This window comes from Psychrosphaera sp. B3R10, from assembly GCF_018861025.1.
GTDB lineage: Bacteria > Pseudomonadota > Gammaproteobacteria > Enterobacterales > Alteromonadaceae > Psychrosphaera > Psychrosphaera algicola.
Window position 1 is genome coordinate 279781 of sequence record NZ_JAHKQH010000023.1, and the last position, 14308, is coordinate 294088.

The following is a 14308-nucleotide window of genomic DNA, read 5'->3' on the forward strand; positions in this document are numbered from 1 at the left end:
AAAAGCGACCGTAGTAGATCGCTTTTTAGATCTATAAATTGTTTTTAGTGGCTCAACGCAGCATTAAATTCAGGGTCTTCTAATGTGCGAGACAACAAGGTGTTTGCCATTTTATTAAGATGTATTTCAATCTCTGACTTGTCCATATTGAGTGGACCATCTTGCTTAATTGTTGTTTGGTAGTTTTTAATCCAACTAAATCCATTCTCACCAGTGATTTTCGCTTGCCATTCCATTACAGACTCGGCTTCAAATTGCATAGTTCCCTGCATTACGTAGGTCGCATAATTTAAAATTTCAACAGTGAAATCCAATCGCCCACGGGGATTAACGGTCACTGAGTCGTTTAACCACGTGGTTAATTGCGACTCCAAATTGGGATTAGGAGGGGTATCTACCTTATTAATGACTGCTAATGTTTTATTACTTCTAGAGTCAACAACGGTAGCGCTTTTTACGCTCATCATTGGTTTGTTGATTATCGTATCGGGAAATATCAACATAGGTTGAGATGTTGGCGTTATACACGCAGACAAAAAGCCGATAACGACTGAGGTTAATGTAACGCGAATTACAGTACTTAAAACTGACATCTTATGCCCTCTTTATGCAGTGGTAGATTGAGAATTTTTTATTTTGTGCATGAACTTTAAATCCACCGAACATCTTTTTCAAATAACTTTGATAAGGTAAGTGGTTATTTGCAACAACATATAGCGAGGCACCAGGTTTAAGGGCCAATAATGATTGTCTAAACATCTGCTTAGCAATATGTTCCGTTAATGTGTTTTGCTGATGAAACGGAGGGTTACACAATATTACGTCAACACATTCGGCTTTCTGTTTAGTTAAACAATCATCCTGAATAAAGTCGCATCGCGAGAATTCATCAGGGAATGTTTGGGCAATATTGTGTTTAGCTGACTCAACCGCCATATAAGACTCGTCGACAAAACGCAGTGAAATTGGTGTTTCACTTTGGGTTGTTTGTTTCAAAACAGCAAGACCTAACAGACCATTGCCACAGCCTAAATCAACCACTTTCTGATCCGAGGTAAACGTCGGCAAGTTCTCAGCAAGAAAACGCCCACCTATATCAAGTCCGTCATGACTAAATACGTTAGCATATGCGCCAATTTGAATCCCTTGCTCTGGCCATTCAATGTAATTTAAACGGTCTTCAACAGGAGATATTTCAGGTTCTGATGTACCATTGCTCTTAAGTGTGCCAAATATAAGTCGACTTTTCTTTTTCGCTAAGCTTGTTTTAACGTTGTCGCAATACTTTTCAAAAATACTCATTATTTTTGATGTAACTTGTGTTGTTTTACCACACGCTACGATTTCAACAGCTTTATTGTTTTGTGCTAACAGTTGCAATTGGTCCTGTAAATACGCGACACTTTTAGTGAGTTTTAGAATAACCACATCGCGACTTGGAATTGGCTCAAGACTGTTGCAAAAAATAGGGTCAACAATTTTATTCTCGGCACCATTCTGTATTGTTGCAAGTTCGCTAACACGTGAGTCAGTCACTGAAACTCGATTAAACTGATTAAGTGCAGTGGCGATAGCGCCAAATTGGTCATTTAATATCGTGATGTACTTTTCTGCAGGATAGGTGTTTGCAACGTATTCGATAACAAGTTCGTCAGCGCTGTCCCATGCTTGTAGAGCAGCATCGTGTTGATTCTTTGGGTATCGAAACAACGAGTATTCGCCGGTTGCGCATTGCAGTGTGGTATTGAGTGGCATAGTGGCCCAGTTAATTATGAAGCAATAAAATATGATTGTCCCATTGCTATGAGGTGAAGTAAATTGCAACAGGAACTATTTGACATAAATTCGTTAATAAAAGCTGATTTAGGGGCGTTATCGCCTTGGGTCGAATATCGTCCGAACTGGCTATCGAATCAAAGCGCAGACTTATTCGCTACGTTAAAAGCTAAAGTACAATGGCAGCAACCTAAGATTCATGTCTATAATAAATGGCATATCATACCCAGAATGCAAGCTTGGTATGGAGACGAAGGATTAACCTACCGTTATAGCGGCGTTGACCATCAATCCGTTGGTTGGCCGCAAGCATTGAATACGTTAAAAAATAAATTGATAGAAGATACCGCTTTTAGTTTTAATTCTGTTTTATTGAATCGCTACCGAAACGGTGAAGATAAAATGGGCTGGCATGCTGACAATGAGGCAGAATTAGGTAAAGATCCGGTTGTCGCCATTATTTCACTTGGAGCCGCAAGAGAAATCCAGTTTAAGCAGTTAAAAAGTAAAACGGTTAGTAGCATCTTGCTCGAAGACGGCAGTTTATTATTGATGAAAGCGGGGATGCAGTCTCAATTCCATCATCAAATCCCAGTCAGAAAAAAAGTGTCATCAGAACGGATTAGCTTAACGTTTCGGTATATAGTGCAGTGAGCTGCAAATAAGACACCATATCCTCTGCTCAAAAATTATTATAAATATTCTCTAAACCCGATAGAATACCGGTCACGAAACTAGGATTAACACGATAAAATTATGCAGATCCAAAACAGAATTACAGACAAACTAACAAATGCGTTTTTACCGTTACATTTACAGGTCGAAAACGAAAGCAATAATCATAATGTGCCTGCTGGCAGCGAATCTCATTTTAAAGTGGTAGTTGTGAGTGAGTTATTTGATGGTAAGCGACTGATTCAAAGACATCGTTTAGTTAATGCATGCCTTGCAGAAGAGTTAGCGAATGACATTCATGCTTTAGCAATCCACACATATTCTGAGGCGGAATGGCAGGAAGTAAATGCAGCGCCAGAGTCTCCCGATTGTCTCGGTGGCAGTAAACTGGGTTAGTAAAAGTGGTTAGGTGGTATAAGTTTAGTACGACAAGCGGTTGGGTGCTCGTCTGTACTAAAACTTATACGCATGAACTAATATCTTTAAACATTTAATAATGTTTATGCTTTGTTGTATTTACGAGCAAAGCGTTTGATGTTAATACCGTTGCAGATATAGCTAGTAACTTCTAGGCCACCGGCTTTAATTGCTGCATTGATACCTTCTTCAGCTGCAAGTACGCATATTTGAGATGCATCATCCTGAACTTTGGCTTTAAATACATACTCTACTTGTTCAGCTTCTACTTGTTCAACTTGCGTTTTGAACTTTGCTGCAAAACGACGAATGCTTGTACCATTGCATTCTGTTGAATTGAAAGCGCCGTCGGTATTTAGCCCACTAAAGCGTGCGGCTTTCTTGGCTGCTGAAATTCCCTGTTCTGCGGCGATAACGCATAAATTAGTAACTTGTGTGTCATTTACGGCGACAAATTTATAGTCAGTTGACATTGCAAATGAATTTGCGCTCATTAGTGTGGCTGCTGCTAAAAATAACTTTTTCATAATATTCTCCCAAATAGTAAAGTTATAACTCTTTAAAACTAGAGTTATTATACTAATTAACTTGAGTCTGTAAACTAAATTACGTAATAAAATTACATGATAGTTACTTTATTGATAGATTATTTAAATTAATCTGTAGATTGTGTAATAAAGTTACAAAAAAGATTTTTTAACCCCATGGTTTAATTTTTTTTAACTTGTGTGGCATACATAAGCTTAAAGTTGCCTCTTTGCGATGAGTTTAATAAAGTACTGCCGCAATCCTGCTATTTGGTCGCGTTTAACACTAGACGAAGCGGAATTGCGCGGTAGAGTCGATAACAAAATAATAACAAATAGGTGACTCCTTGATTTCCAAAAATCGTATTGCTTTTCAATTTGTAACCCTATGTTATAAATTTTCTAATCTAGTTGGGCGTACTATCGCTTGGCTAACACTTACAATGATGTTGCTCATGACCTTAGTTGTTATCTTGCGCTATGCCTTTAATGTTGGCTCAATTGCCATGCAAGAAGGCGTAATGTATTTGCATGCATTTGTTCTAATGCTTGGCATGGCAACAACCCTAAAAAACGACCAACATGTTCGCGTTGATATTTTTTATCGAAGAATGAGTTCCAAACATAAACAATCTATCAATGTAATTGGACATTGCTTATTTCTAATCCCGACCTGTATTTTTATCTTAATGATGAGTTGGGATTATGTTTTACAATCTTGGCAAGTTAGCGAAGGGTCACAAGAAGCCGGTGGGTTACCGATTGTTTACTTACTTAAGTCACTTTTATTCATTATGCCTTTATTATTAATCCTGCAGGCGTTGGCTGAAGTAGTAGAAATACTTGCTAACAAATTTGGACCCCAACAAATAACCCAAACCACAGATAAGGAGGCTTAAAGATGGAATGGTTAAGTCTTTTGATGTTCGTTATAGTCTGTGTTGTGCTGATGTTTGGTTATCCTGTAGCGTTTTCTTTGGCTGGAACGGCGTTGATCTTCGCTGGTTTTGGTGTGTTATTTGATGTTTTTGATGGCTCGTTGTTAAGCGCACTACCTAGTCGGTTGTATGGCGTGATGACAAATCAAACATTACTTGCCGTACCGCTATTTGTTTTTATGGGCGTCATGCTCGAAAAATCAAAAATTGCTGAGCAGCTATTGTTAAGTATGACTCAAGTATTTGGCCGTTTACCAGCGGGAATGGGCATTGCTGTTACTTTAGTTGGTGCCCTAATGGCGGCAAGTACCGGAATTGTCGGAGCAACGGTTGTTACGATGGGCTTGTTGGCGATACCTACAATGCTAAAAACAGGCTATAAAGAAAGCTACGCGACGGGCGTTGTTGCAGCTACGGGTACATTAGGTCAAATAATCCCACCATCAATTGCACTCGTACTACTTGGAGACGTTTTATCTAATGGTTATCAACAGGCGCAATTAGCCCAAGGTAACTTCTCACCCGAAACAATTTCAGTAGGGGATCTGTTTGCTGGTGCTATTGTACCAGGGGTGATACTAGTGGGTTTGTATCTATTATATTCAATATGTATTGGCCTTTTTAAGCCGGAATGGACACCAAGGCAAACAGACGTTGAAAAGGTATCAGTGTCGGTACTAATTAGCAGTCTAATCCCGCCGTTAGTGCTGATCTTTTTGGTATTAGGTTCGATTTTATTTGGCGTTGCGACACCAACCGAAGCAGCCGGAATTGGTGCTTGTGGTGCTATGCTCATTGCGATGACAAAACGCAGTTTAACCCTAGGGACGTTAAAAGAGGTAATGGCTTCAACTGTTAGCGTAACGTCAATGGTATTTATGATCCTCATTGGCGCGTCTATATTCTCGCTTGTTTTTCGCGGATTTGGTGGTGAAGAGTTGATCCATAGTTTGTTTCAAAATATGCCTGGTGGCGTATTTGGCGCAATCTTAATCGTGATGGTGGTAATATTTTTACTCGGCTTTATATTAGACTTCATTGAAATTACCTTTGTAGTTGTACCATTAGTTGCTCCGGTTTTGTTTATGATGGGCGTAGATCCAATATGGTTAGGAATAATGATCGCAATAAACCTTCAAACTTCATTTTTAACCCCCCCGTTTGGCTTTGCATTATTTTATTTGCGCGGCGTGACACCAAAATCTATTCCTACCACCGCTATATACAAAGGCGTAATACCCTTTATTATTATGCAAATTTTTATGTTAATTGCCTTGGCGATATGGCCGGAATTAGCAACTGCACTTCCAAACTATATATATGGTTAGAGATAGATAAGGAAAAGTTGATGAAAAAATTAGTAGGAAAATTAATAGGCTTAGCGTTTATATCTATGCTGGCGGTATCTTGCGGTGGCGATAAGCAGTCATCTGGCGATGTTGTTAAAAGCCAAAAAACTTTTAAGTGGAAATTAGTGACAAGTTGGCCTAAAAACTTCCCGGGCCTAGGCACTGCACCAGAAAATTTTGCCAAACTTGTCAATGAGATGAGTGGCGGACGATTAACCGTAAAAGTCTACGGCGCTGGTGAAATTGTCCCTGGCTTTGAAGTTTTTGATGCTGTATCGCAAGGCACAGCGCAAATGGGCCATGCAGCATCGTATTATTGGAAAGGTAAAATGCCTGCAGCACCAATATTTACCGCAATACCATTTGGTTTTAACGCTCAAGAAACGAATGGCTGGTTGCATTATGGTGGTGGCATCGAAATGTGGCGTGAATTATACAAACCATTTGGCGTGATCCCGTTTGCTGGCGGTAATACCGGTGTACAAGCCGCGGGGTGGTTTAAAAAAGAAATAAATAGCGTAGCGGATTTGCAAGGTCTCAAAATTCGGATCCCCGGCCTTGGTGGCGAAGTGATGAAAAAACTTGGTGCGGTACCAGTGGCTTTAACTGGCGGTGAATTATTTACGTCTTTGCAGTCAGGAGCGATTGATGCAACTGAATGGGTTGGACCATATAATGACCTTGCATTTGGGTTTCATAAAGTCGCTGAACATTATTATACCTCTGGGTGGCACGAGCCGGGGGCAATGTTAGAATTTACTGTCAATGAAAAAGCGTATAATGAGTTGCCTAAAGACTTGCAAAAAATAGTGGAAGTGGCGACCCGTGCTATAAATCAAGATATGTTGGATGAATATACGGCACGTAATAATAATGCGATGGAAACGCTAAAAAACAAGCATGGTGTTGTGTTTAAGTCGTTTCCAAATGACGTGATGGCGGCTTTGAAGCAAGCTTCAAATGAAGTGATTGCAGAGCAAGAAGCAAGTGATGAAACGTTCGCTAAAATTATGAAATCATATCGACAATTCCAACTACAAGTCTCTGAATATCATAATTTGTCCGAAGTTGAATATTACAAAAATAGAGAACAATAAGATAAATTGAAAAAGAATTGGGCTAGTCTGATCTGTTTTTAGTGAATGAACAGGTAAACTTGCCGAAAATTTTGAATGCTTATCAGCACAATACTCAGATAGGAAATTATAAAGATGGTTATTAAACCGAAAATTCGTGGATTTATTTGCACTAATGCACACCCAGCTGGCTGTGCTGAAAGCGTTAAGCGTCAAATCTCATTTGTAAAAGAGCAAGAGTTTGCTGCGAACGGACCAAAAAATGTATTAGTCATTGGTGCATCAACAGGTTACGGCCTAGCGTCACGAATCGTTTCTACGTTTGGACATGGTGCAAATACATTGGGTATTTTCTTTGAAAAAGAAGGCACTGAAAGAAAAACAGGTTCTGCCGGTTGGTACAACACCGCCGCTTTTCAACAAGCTGCAGATGAGGCTGGTATCTATTCAAAAAGTATTAACGGCGATGCATTTTCTAATGAAATAAAAGCAAAAACGATTGAAACGATCAAAGCTGATATGGGCAAAATCGATTTGGTCGTTTATTCACTTGCCTCTCCACGTCGTACAGATCCAAACACGGGCGAAACATATTCTTCAACACTAAAACCGATTGGTAATAGCGTCACCACTAAAAACTTAAATACGTCTAAACGTATTATTGATGAAGTTTCGGTTGAAGCAGCAAACGAAGATGAAATTGCTAATACAGTTAAAGTCATGGGTGGCGAAGACTGGGAAATGTGGATTAATGCATTAAAAGATGCTGATGTGTTGTCTGAAGGGTTCAAAACAACAGCTTATACCTATATCGGGAAAAAGCTGACTTGGCCAATCTACGGTCATGCAACTATTGGTAAAGCGAAAGAAGATCTAGACCGAGCGGTCACAGCAATCCGCACACTTACTGAAGATCTTAAAGGTGAAGCTTATGTTTCGTCGCTTAATGCCGTTGTCACCCAAGCGAGTTCAGCAATTCCGATTATGCCACTATATATTTCTGCACTTTTCAAAGTGATGAAAGAAGACGGTACTTACGAAGGCGTTATCCAACAAATTTCTGCATTGTTTAGAGAAAATTTATATGGCGATACACCTCGCTTTGACGATGGTGGTCACTTGTTCCAAAACTACAAAGAGCTTGAAGACTCGGTACAAGAGCGAGTACAGGCGGTGTGGGACAGTGTTGATACCGACACAATTGACGAAATGACTGACTATGTTGGCTACCATCAAGAGTTTTTGCACTTGTTTGGTTTCGACTACGACAACGTTGATTATGATGCGGATATAAACCCAGTGGCAGAAATTGCTAACGTCATCTAACCTTAGAGCCAATTGCTAATTAAAAACCGAGTTTTGACAAAATACTCGGTTTTTTTATGGAATTGGATTTATCCCAATTAAGATATCTATTTGGGATTCTACGTTGAATTTTAACTGAGTGGTTGATTTTTAGCCTACTAATTAGGGTGTTGAGACGCAAATAATGCAAATTTGCGATAGGCAAAAAGGCCGATAAGATGCTACAATTTGCGGCTAAATGATGTAGGTGGGTTACGCTTACAAAAAATAAAGATTTTACGGCATTTGATAGTGCATCGAGTGCTAGGCAGTTAGATAGGAAATTTGATTGCCAAAAAGATTCCATTTCTTCCAACTTAAAATTAGTGCATATGCGTATGATCAACATAAAAAAAGGTTTGGATCTGCCTATTGAAGGCGTTCCACAACAAGCCATCCACGATGGTCCAGCAGTTAAAACTGTTGCTACGCTTGGCGAAGAGTACCATGGCATGCGTCCTACGATGCATGTTAAGGTCGGCGACAGTGTAAAGAAAGGTCAGGTTCTTTTTGTAGATAAAAAGAATGTTGGCGTGAAATTCACTGCCCCTGCAGCCGGTGTAGTCAAGGAAATCAACCGTGGCGAGAAGCGTGTACTTCAATCAGTAGTGATCGAAGTTTCAGGCGACGAGCAAGTCACATTCGCAAAATATGAGCCTAGCGAGCTAGCTTCTATTGAACGTGACAAAGTGGTTGATAATCTAGTCGAATCAGGACAATGGGTTGCGTTACGCACTCGTCCGTTTGACAAGACACCTGCCTTAGACAGCACTCCGTCATCAATCTTTGTTTCAGTAACAGACACTAATCCGCTTGCTGCGGACCCAGCAGTCGTTATTGCAGAGCAACAAGAGCTATTCAATGCGGGTTTAACCGTGTTAAGCCGATTGACTGATGGCAAAATTCACGTATCGAAAAAACCAGGTGCAAACATTACAGCTGAAGCTCCAAATGTTCAATTGCACGAGTTTGGTGGTAAACACCCAGCTGGTTTGGTTGGTACCCAGATGCACTTCATTGATGCAGTTTCTGCAAGCAAAGTTGCTTGGCATGTAAACTATCAAGAAGTGATAGCAATTGGTCACTTGTTTACAACAGGTGAATTAAGCAGTGAGCGTATTATCGCTTTGGCCGGCCCAGTTGTTAAAAATCCTCGTTTGATCCGCACAACTGTGGGCGCATCAACTGCAGATATTACGGCAGGTGAATTAGAGAGTGGTGAAAACCGTATTATCTCTGGTTCAGTGTTAAGTGGTACTTCAGCGATGGGCGTACACGGATATTTGCATCGTTATCATTTGCAAATTTCTGTTATTGCGGAAGGCCGTGAAAAAGAATTTTTGGGTTGGGCGATGCCTGGTTCTAATAAATTCTCGGTTACTCGTGCATTCCTAGGCCATTTAACGCCTAAGAAGCTTTTCAAAATGACAACTACGACAAATGGTTCTGACCGTTCAATGGTGCCAATCGGTAACTATGAACGCATCATGCCTTTAGACGTACTACCAACATTGTTATTACGTGACTTGATCTCTGGCGACACAGATTCAGCACAACAATTGGGTTGTTTGGAATTAGCAGAAGAAGATTTGGCACTTTGTTCATTTGTTTGCCCTGGCAAATATGAATACGGTTCGATTCTTCGTGATTGCTTGACCACGATTGAAAAAGAGGGCTAATCATGGGTCTTAAAAGTTATTTAGAAAAAATTGAACCTAATTTCGAACCAGGTGGAAAATACGAAAAATGGTACGCTCTGTATGAAGCAGCTGCGACTATTTTCTATACGCCTGGTCTTGTTAATAAAGGTCAAACCCACGTTCGTGATAGCGTTGATTTAAAACGTATTATGATCATGGTGTGGTTGGCATTATTCCCAGCCATGTTTTTTGGTATGTTTAATATTGGCCATCAAGCGGCTGATGCTTTAGCTGCCGGATACTCATTACCTGACACATGGCAGTTTGGGCTGTTTGAAGCATTAGGCGGATCACTCGCCGGTGACTCAGGCTCCCTGATGAAAATGTTCTACGGTGCTTGTTTCTTCCTACCTATCTATGCAATGGTTTTTCTTGTTGGTGGGTTCTGGGAAGTTGTATTTGCATCAGTGCGTAAACATGAAGTAAATGAAGGTTTCTTTGTTACTTCAATTTTATTCGCGCTTATCCTTCCAGCGACTATTCCACTTTGGCAAGCGGCACTTGGTATTACCTTTGGTGTTGTTGTTGCAAAAGAAATATTTGGTGGTACGGGTCGAAACTTCTTAAACCCTGCATTAGCGGGTCGTGCGTTTTTGTTCTTCGCTTACCCTGCCGAAATTTCAGGTGATGCAGTGTGGGTTGCCGCTGACGGCTTCTCTGGTGCAACTATGTTAAGTCAAGCAGCCGCTGGTTCGTTGGACTACAATAACATTGCGCTTTGGACTGAAGCATTTTACGGCTACATTGCTGGTTCTGTAGGTGAAACATCAACACTTGCCTTGTTAATTGGTGGTTTGTTTATTATTTATCTTCGAATTGCATCTTGGCGCATTGTTGCCGGTGTTGTAATCGGTACAATTTTAACGGCAACTGCATTTAATGCGATTGATAGTGCGACTAACCCAATGTTTCAAATGCCTTGGCATTGGCACGTTGTTGTTGGTGGTTTTGCACTTGGTGCATTGTTTATGGCAACAGACCCAGTATCGGCGTCATTTACTGATAAAAGTAAATGGGCATATGGCTTGTTAATTGGATTCATGGTTGTAGTTGTTCGAGTTGTGAACCCTGCATTCCCTGAAGGCATGATGTTAGCTATTTTATTCGCTAACTTATTTGCACCATTGTTCGACTACTTTGTGGTTCAAGGTAACGTAAAACGGAGGCTAGCACGCAATGTCTAATAATAAAGAGACTTTTGGCAAAACGGTTGGTTTCGTATTTGCTGTATGTATCGTTTGTGCGGCGCTGGTATCAGTGTCTGCGGTACAACTTAAACCTCGTCAAGTAGCCAACAAGCTACTTGATAAACAAACTCTAGTACTTGAAGCTGCAGGCTTACAAGACAAAGCAGCTGGTAACATTGTTGCAACATATAATAAATATGTAGAAGCTCGTATGATTGACCTAGAGACTGGTAAATTTGTTGAAGGTAATCCTGATTTATTCGAAGAGCGTCGAAATGCACGTGACCCGAAAAAATCTGAGAAACTTGCAAATGACCCTGCAGGTATTAATCGTCAAGCAAACGAAGCTGTTATTTACTTGGTTCATGACGATGCCGGTAAAGTTGCTTCGATTGTATTACCAATTGTAGGTTCAGGTTTATGGGACTTAATGTATGGTTATGTTGGTCTTGAGGCTGACTTAAACACAGTTAAAAATGTTGTTTATTCAGACCATAAAGAAACTCCGGGACTAGGCGCTGAAGTTATGAATCCTAAGTGGAAGGCATTATGGCCTGGCAAAAGGATTTACAACGGTAAAGGTGAGCCTGTGGTTAACTTAGTTAAAGGTGGTGCAGATGCTAATGATGTTCACGGTGTGGACGCATTATCGGGTGCAACATTAACAAGTAACGGTGTGACTCGTACATTGCAATTCTGGTTTGGCGAACAAGGTTATAAACCATTTATCGCCGCTAATCGTGGGAGCTTGTAATCATGTCTTCAGATGCTAAAAAAGTTTTATCTAGCCCTATTGTTGATAACAATCCAATTGCTTTACAAGTTCTTGGTATATGTTCAGCACTAGCGGTGACGAGTTCTATGGCAAACGCGCTAGTTATGACTCTTGCAGTTGTAATGGTAACAGCGTTTTCAAACTTATTTATCTCTACTATTCGTAACCATATCCCATCAAGTGTACGTATTATTGTGCAGATGGCGATTATTGCGTCTTTAGTAATTGTTGTAGACCAAGTATTGAAAGCATTCTCTTATCAGTTATCAAAAGAACTTTCGGTATTTGTTGGCCTGATCATCACAAACTGTATCGTTATGGGACGTGCTGAAGCTTTTGCTATGAAAGAAAAGCCGATGGTAAGTTTCTTAGACGGTATCGGTAATGGCTTAGGTTATGGCTTTATCTTGATGTTAGTTGCATTCTTCCGTGAGTTATTTGGCTTTGGTACTATTTTCGGAATCGAAATTTTACCACTAGTTCAAAACGATGGTTGGTATCAAGCTAATGGTCTTTTGGTATTGCCATTCAGCTCTTTCTTCATCATAGGTTTGATCATTTGGGCAATTCGCCAGTGGAAACCTGAACAAGTAGAGAAGGATTAATCGAAATGGAATATTATTTAAGCCTTTTGGTTAAAACGATCTTTATCGAGAATATCGCGTTATCGTTTTTCCTTGGTATGTGTACATTCTTAGCAGTCTCTAAAAAAGTGAGCACTGCGATTGGTTTAGGTGTAGCCGTTATTGTCGTATTGGGCATAGCGGTACCAGCTAACCAAGTTATTTATCAAAGCATCTTGGCGCCAGGCGCTTTAGATGGTGTTTTAGGCATTACAGACCCTACTCAATCTGTTGACTTAAGCTTCTTATCTTTCATTACTTTCATTGGCGTTATTGCGGCACTCGTGCAAATTTTGGAAATGGCATTAGACAAATACTTCCCGCCGCTTTACAACGCGTTAGGTATTTTCTTACCATTGATTACTGTTAACTGTGCAATTTTTGGTGCGGTTTCTTTCATGGTTGCCAAGAACTTAGGTTTCGTTGAAAGTGTTGTTTACGGTATCGGTTCAGGTATCGGTTGGGCGCTTGCTATCGTATTGTTGGCAGGTATTCGTGAGAAAATGAAATATTCAGATGTGCCAGATGGCTTAAAAGGTTTGGGTATTACGTTTATTACTGCAGGATTGATGGCGTTTGGCTTTTTATCCTTCGGTGGTATCTCGCTTTAAGGTTAATGTCGGCCTCGTGTTTTTACATGGGGCCCTTAGATAAAAAATAAGGAAAAGTCGATGGAAATCGTTCTCGGCGTATCGATGTTTACCGCAATCGTAGTAGCTTTGGTGTTAGTTATTTTAGTAGCTAAGTCAAAACTAGTATCGACCGGAGATATCACAATTTCAATTAATGGCGACGCTGAAAAATCAGTTGTAGCCTCTGCTGGCGGCAAGTTACTTAACGTCCTAGCTGACAAAGGGATCTTTATTCCTTCAGCTTGTGGTGGCGGTGGTACATGTGGTCAGTGTCGTGTGCACGTCCATTCAGGTGGTGGCGATATTCTTCCAACTGAAGAAGGTCACATTACTAAACGTGAAGCTAAAGAAGGTTGTCGTCTATCTTGTCAGGTAGCGGTTAAACAAGATTTAGATATCGAATTAGAGCCTGAGATTTTTGGTGTTAAGCAGTGGGATTGTGAAGTTATCTCTAATGATAACAAAGCAACCTTCATCAAAGAGCTTGTATTAAGAATTCCTGATGGTGAGTCAGTTCCGTTCCGTGCCGGTGGTTATATTCAAATTGCAGCACCTGCGCATCACATCAAATATTCTGAATTTGACATTCCTGACGAATATCGTCCGGATTGGGAACGTTTCAACTTCTTTAGCATTGAGTCTAAAGTAGACGAAGAAACGATCCGTGCTTATTCAATGGCCAACTACCCAGAAGAAGAAGGCATTATTATGTTGAACGTGCGTATCGCTACGCCGCCACCTAATAACCTAACACTTCCAGCGGGTAAAATGTCATCGTTCATTTGGAGCCTTAAAGAAGGTGACAAAGTAACGATTTCAGGTCCGTTTGGTGAATTCTTTGCCAAAGACACAGACGCAGAAATGGTCTTTGTTGGTGGTGGTGCTGGTATGGCGCCAATGCGTTCACATATCTTTGACCAACTACGTCGATTAAAAACCGACCGTAAGATGAGTTTCTGGTATGGCGCTCGTTCTGCCCGTGAAATGTTCTATGTAGAAGATTTCGATATGCTTGCTAAAGAAAATGACAACTTTGAATGGCATGTTGCTTTATCTGATCCACAACCAGAAGATAACTGGGAAGGGTACACTGGTTTCATTCATAACGTATTGTTTGAAAACTACCTACGTGATCATGAAGCACCGGAAGATTGTGAGTTCTACATGTGTGGTCCTCCAATGATGAACGCTGCCGTTATCAACTTGCTTAAAGATTTAGGCGTTGAAGACGAAAACATCCTTCTTGATGACTTTGGTGGTTAACCCCCTGATGTCATTAAAGATGTTAA

Annotated in this window: 15 protein-coding genes; 12 read left to right on the forward strand and 3 right to left on the reverse strand. The window is 40.4% G+C overall.

Annotated elements, in window-relative coordinates; all coding sequences use genetic code 11:
* Positions 1 to 44: 44 nt before the first annotated feature.
* Together KO525_RS08555 and KO525_RS08560 are read right to left on the reverse strand one after the other, a co-directional pair.
* Positions 45 to 593, reverse strand: coding sequence for a YajG family lipoprotein (locus KO525_RS08555; RefSeq protein WP_215963367.1), 549 nt, complete (start codon positions 591 to 593; stop codon positions 45 to 47).
* A 1-nt stretch (position 594) separates the two neighbouring features.
* A complete protein-coding gene (locus KO525_RS08560) occupies positions 595 to 1755 on the reverse strand; it encodes a methyltransferase (RefSeq protein WP_215963368.1) in 1161 nt (386 codons plus the stop codon).
* Positions 1756 to 1818: 63 nt separating this feature from the next.
* Here KO525_RS08560 and KO525_RS08565 point away from each other — a divergent pair, with 63 nt between their 5' ends.
* Both KO525_RS08565 and KO525_RS08570 read left to right on the forward strand, forming a co-directional pair.
* Positions 1819 to 2430 (forward strand): alpha-ketoglutarate-dependent dioxygenase AlkB, encoded by a 612-nt coding sequence (locus KO525_RS08565; protein ID WP_215963369.1) that lies wholly within the window; start codon positions 1819 to 1821, stop codon positions 2428 to 2430.
* A gap of 102 nt (positions 2431 to 2532) precedes the next feature.
* A complete protein-coding gene (locus tag KO525_RS08570) occupies positions 2533 to 2847 on the forward strand; it encodes a BolA family transcriptional regulator (RefSeq protein ID WP_215963370.1) in 315 nt (104 codons plus the stop codon).
* A 104-nt stretch (positions 2848 to 2951) separates the two neighbouring features.
* Here the strand turns inward: KO525_RS08570 and KO525_RS08575 are convergent, their stop codons facing one another.
* Entirely contained in the window at positions 2952 to 3395 is a 444-nt protein-coding gene (locus KO525_RS08575) for a hypothetical protein (RefSeq protein ID WP_215963371.1), read from the reverse strand.
* A gap of 347 nt (positions 3396 to 3742) precedes the next feature.
* Between KO525_RS08575 and KO525_RS08580 the strand changes: the two genes are divergently transcribed.
* The 10 genes from KO525_RS08580 (at position 3743) to nqrF (ending at position 14282) form a co-directional block, all read left to right on the forward strand.
* On the forward strand, positions 3743 to 4294 hold the full coding sequence (locus KO525_RS08580; RefSeq protein ID WP_252736728.1) for a TRAP transporter small permease subunit: 552 nt from the start codon (positions 3743 to 3745) through the stop codon (positions 4292 to 4294).
* Between the two features lie 2 nt (positions 4295 to 4296).
* Positions 4297 to 5661, forward strand: a complete 1365-nt coding sequence (locus KO525_RS08585) for a TRAP transporter large permease subunit (protein ID WP_215963372.1) — start codon at positions 4297 to 4299, stop codon at positions 5659 to 5661.
* A gap of 20 nt (positions 5662 to 5681) precedes the next feature.
* Complete coding sequence (locus KO525_RS08590) at positions 5682 to 6779, forward strand: TRAP transporter substrate-binding protein (protein WP_215963373.1); 1098 nt, start codon at positions 5682 to 5684, stop codon at positions 6777 to 6779.
* A 114-nt stretch (positions 6780 to 6893) separates the two neighbouring features.
* Positions 6894 to 8084, forward strand: a complete 1191-nt coding sequence (gene fabV / locus KO525_RS08595) for an enoyl-ACP reductase FabV (protein ID WP_215963374.1) — start codon at positions 6894 to 6896, stop codon at positions 8082 to 8084.
* A gap of 356 nt (positions 8085 to 8440) precedes the next feature.
* Positions 8441 to 9781, forward strand: coding sequence for a Na(+)-translocating NADH-quinone reductase subunit A (locus tag KO525_RS08600; RefSeq protein WP_215963375.1), 1341 nt, complete (start codon positions 8441 to 8443; stop codon positions 9779 to 9781).
* A 2-nt stretch (positions 9782 to 9783) separates the two neighbouring features.
* Positions 9784 to 10986, forward strand: coding sequence for an NADH:ubiquinone reductase (Na(+)-transporting) subunit B (locus KO525_RS08605; RefSeq protein WP_215963376.1), 1203 nt, complete (start codon positions 9784 to 9786; stop codon positions 10984 to 10986).
* On the forward strand, positions 10979 to 11743 hold the full coding sequence (locus KO525_RS08610) for a Na(+)-translocating NADH-quinone reductase subunit C (RefSeq protein ID WP_215963377.1): 765 nt from the start codon (positions 10979 to 10981) through the stop codon (positions 11741 to 11743). The genes KO525_RS08605 and KO525_RS08610 overlap by 8 nt, the downstream gene beginning before the upstream one ends.
* A gap of 2 nt (positions 11744 to 11745) precedes the next feature.
* On the forward strand, positions 11746 to 12369 hold the full coding sequence (locus KO525_RS08615; protein ID WP_215963378.1) for an NADH:ubiquinone reductase (Na(+)-transporting) subunit D: 624 nt from the start codon (positions 11746 to 11748) through the stop codon (positions 12367 to 12369).
* A gap of 5 nt (positions 12370 to 12374) precedes the next feature.
* Positions 12375 to 12998, forward strand: coding sequence for an NADH:ubiquinone reductase (Na(+)-transporting) subunit E (gene nqrE / locus KO525_RS08620; protein WP_215963379.1), 624 nt, complete (start codon positions 12375 to 12377; stop codon positions 12996 to 12998).
* A gap of 60 nt (positions 12999 to 13058) precedes the next feature.
* On the forward strand, positions 13059 to 14282 hold the full coding sequence (gene nqrF / locus KO525_RS08625; RefSeq protein ID WP_215963380.1) for an NADH:ubiquinone reductase (Na(+)-transporting) subunit F: 1224 nt from the start codon (positions 13059 to 13061) through the stop codon (positions 14280 to 14282).
* Positions 14283 to 14308 lie beyond the last annotated feature (26 nt).

Coding starts and splice junctions, on each gene's coding strand:
- KO525_RS08610 (WP_215963377.1), top strand. CDS start 10,979: ATGTCTAATAATAAAGAGACTTTTGGCAAAACGGTTGGTTTCGTATTT.
- KO525_RS08585 (WP_215963372.1), top strand. CDS start 4,297: ATGGAATGGTTAAGTCTTTTGATGTTCGTTATAGTCTGTGTTGTGCTG.
- KO525_RS08575 (WP_215963371.1), bottom strand. CDS start 3,395: ATGAAAAAGTTATTTTTAGCAGCAGCCACACTAATGAGCGCAAATTCA.
- KO525_RS08615 (WP_215963378.1), top strand. CDS start 11,746: ATGTCTTCAGATGCTAAAAAAGTTTTATCTAGCCCTATTGTTGATAAC.
- KO525_RS08570 (WP_215963370.1), top strand. CDS start 2,533: ATGCAGATCCAAAACAGAATTACAGACAAACTAACAAATGCGTTTTTA.
- KO525_RS08605 (WP_215963376.1), top strand. CDS start 9,784: ATGGGTCTTAAAAGTTATTTAGAAAAAATTGAACCTAATTTCGAACCA.
- KO525_RS08555 (WP_215963367.1), bottom strand. CDS start 593: ATGTCAGTTTTAAGTACTGTAATTCGCGTTACATTAACCTCAGTCGTT.
- KO525_RS08600 (WP_215963375.1), top strand. CDS start 8,441: ATGATCAACATAAAAAAAGGTTTGGATCTGCCTATTGAAGGCGTTCCA.
- nqrF (WP_215963380.1), top strand. CDS start 13,059: ATGGAAATCGTTCTCGGCGTATCGATGTTTACCGCAATCGTAGTAGCT.
- nqrE (WP_215963379.1), top strand. CDS start 12,375: ATGGAATATTATTTAAGCCTTTTGGTTAAAACGATCTTTATCGAGAAT.
- KO525_RS08590 (WP_215963373.1), top strand. CDS start 5,682: ATGAAAAAATTAGTAGGAAAATTAATAGGCTTAGCGTTTATATCTATG.
- fabV (WP_215963374.1), top strand. CDS start 6,894: ATGGTTATTAAACCGAAAATTCGTGGATTTATTTGCACTAATGCACAC.
- KO525_RS08560 (WP_215963368.1), bottom strand. CDS start 1,755: ATGCCACTCAATACCACACTGCAATGCGCAACCGGCGAATACTCGTTG.